This is a genomic window from Psychrobacillus sp. (assembly GCF_056205495.1).
This window is the reverse complement of sequence record NZ_JBAEAP010000636.1, coordinates 1-2,109: the sequence shown is the minus strand read 5'-3', so window position 1 is coordinate 2,109 and position 2,109 is coordinate 1. Positions and strand designations below refer to the sequence as shown.

Sequence of the window (2,109 nt, the reverse complement as noted above, 5' to 3'; positions counted from 1 at the left end):
GTAAAAAGAAGTTGGTTCAGATAGGGATTATAATTCTTTTAATATTCTTCATTGTCTTGGGTATAACAAACTTGATGGCATTCAAAATTGCTGGAAAAAATAAAAGGAAAAGAATCTGGGCTGGAATAATTGTCTTACTTTTAACGCCTTTCGTTTTTTTGGTTACATATGCTAGTGTGAGCCCCTTTGACCCTTTTGCAACTGGAATGCTTATGGTATTTTTTAGTTTTTTGTTTGCGCTTAATGGTACGATCATTATAGTTATCGGCATATTTACTAGAAGTCTCGAAACTTCTAAGTATGGGCAAAGTACAAAAAGGTGATCAGGTAAGATGCTTTTATTTGCATGGGTGCAACTATAGTAAAAGTTTTTGTAAATTTTAAAATTTATTTCCTCTCTCACTATACCAATAGAAAGCACCTACGATAAAACAGAAAACAAAGAATAACAAACCGATAAACAGTAAAATGGTAAAACCCACATGTATACCTCTTACGGCAATCTTTATTAGTATTAGCTATGAATCTTACGAAATTATATTTAACACAGAAGTTAAAAGCTTATTATAATTTAATCTCTATAAATTAGAAATCTATTATTTTTATTAGAAGTAAGCGTATGTCAAAGTGGGGGAGGAGCTAATCATGAATATTGAAATGGTAATGCAGGAGCTTGAAGCGTTAGGTAAGGAACGGATGAAAAAAATTTACCTTTCTAACGGTGCCCGGGAACCGCTTTTTGGGGTAGCAACAGGGGCAATGAAGCCAATTGCAAAGAAGATTAAAATTAATCAGCAGTTAGCGGAGAAGCTTTATGCGACAGGCAATTACGATGCTATGTACTTCGCAGGAATTATTGCAGATCCTAAAGTGATGATGGTGTCTGATTTTGAGCGCTGGATAAAGGGGGCATATTTTTATATGCTGTCTGATTACGTTGTAGCCGTTACATTGTCCGAGTCTGATCTTGCACAAGACGTTGCCGATCAATGGATTGCAAGTGATGAAGAGTTAACAAGCTCAGCTGGTTGGAGCTGTTATTGTTGGCTATTAGGAAATAGAAAAGATGAGGAATTTTCTATGAGTAAGATATCTAATATGTTGGATATTGTCAGTAAAAGCATACATGATTCGCCCGAGCGAGTTAAATCCTCTATGAATAATTTTATTTACACCGTAGGGGTTTCCTATTTGCCGCTTCATGAAAAGGCTATAGAAACTGCTAAATCAATAGGAACAATAGAAATAAATCAGCATAAGAAAAAAAGTAGCCTTCTGGATGCATATAGCAATATACAAAAAGAAATAGATAGGGATAGACTTGGTTTTAAAAGAAAATATGTAAGATGCTAATTTATAAAAATCCTTCTTGAGTATTCATTAATAAGATTATGACTTCTAAAAAGTATAGAGAGAAGGCGTTCTGTGAAGAAAATTGCATGGATAGCGGTTATTGTCGTAACTATAGGTATAATTCTTATGAGATTTGGAATGGGCAACCAGGAGTACTCAGCGACAGACATATTAGAAAATGCAAACTTTAATGTAGATAACCAATTCTTAAATGTTCATAGTATTGATGTAGAAAGAGAAAATATATTTGAAGAAGTTGAAATTCCATTAGAAAGACAGCACGATCTCATAAAGATTTTTAAGAATGCAAAATTTATACCAGCCGAATCAACTGCTGATCATGATTATCGAATTAACATCACACTAAATACAGGCTATGCGATGTTCCTTGATTCAAAGAGGAGTTCCCTTTATGTTATCAGTTCAGAGAAAAACTACGAGATTAAGGGTGGGGAAGAGTTCTTTGCCATTTTAAATAATGCAGAGAAATAAAAACAGAGTGGAGTTAATAACCACCCTGTTTTTTTATGATTAAATTATTAGTCTAGCTTTTTGTATGACTTTTGACTTCGCAGCTGATACAAAGCTTTATCTAACATTTGCTTGTTCTTTTCCGTTATCTCTAGCTTTCTAGGAATAGGCTCATAGAGTGGATTTGGATCCATCCACGTTGGGATAAAGGGAATAGGTGACTCTGCGCTCCATCTATCGAGCCAGGCCTTTGGAAGATTCCCAGTTGGCGATGGAATGTCATTC

The 2,109-nt window shown here is 34.7% G+C and carries 3 protein-coding genes and 1 pseudogene; 3 read left to right on the top strand and 1 reads right to left on the bottom strand.

Going from position 1 to position 2,109, the window contains the following annotated elements; translation table 11 throughout:
* From AC06OU_RS18180 to AC06OU_RS18170, 3 genes are all read left to right on the top strand, one after another.
* A partial coding sequence (locus AC06OU_RS18180; protein ID WP_475857638.1) for a hypothetical protein occupies positions 1-323 on the top strand: 323 nt, incomplete at its 5' end.
* Positions 324-645: 322 nt separating this feature from the next.
* Positions 646-1,353 carry a DNA alkylation repair protein gene (locus AC06OU_RS18175; protein ID WP_475857637.1) on the top strand — a complete coding sequence of 236 codons (708 nt, stop codon included), beginning with the start codon at positions 646-648 and terminating at the stop codon, positions 1,351-1,353.
* A 72-nt stretch (positions 1,354-1,425) separates the two neighbouring features.
* The gene (locus AC06OU_RS18170) at positions 1,426-1,845 is read left to right on the top strand and encodes a hypothetical protein (RefSeq protein ID WP_475857636.1); all 420 of its coding nucleotides are present in this window, start codon (positions 1,426-1,428) and stop codon (positions 1,843-1,845) included.
* Between the two features lie 47 nt (positions 1,846-1,892).
* Here AC06OU_RS18170 and AC06OU_RS18165 read toward each other — a convergent pair.
* Positions 1,893-2,109, bottom strand: a pseudogene (locus tag AC06OU_RS18165) (acetoin utilization protein AcuC); the annotation flags it as partial.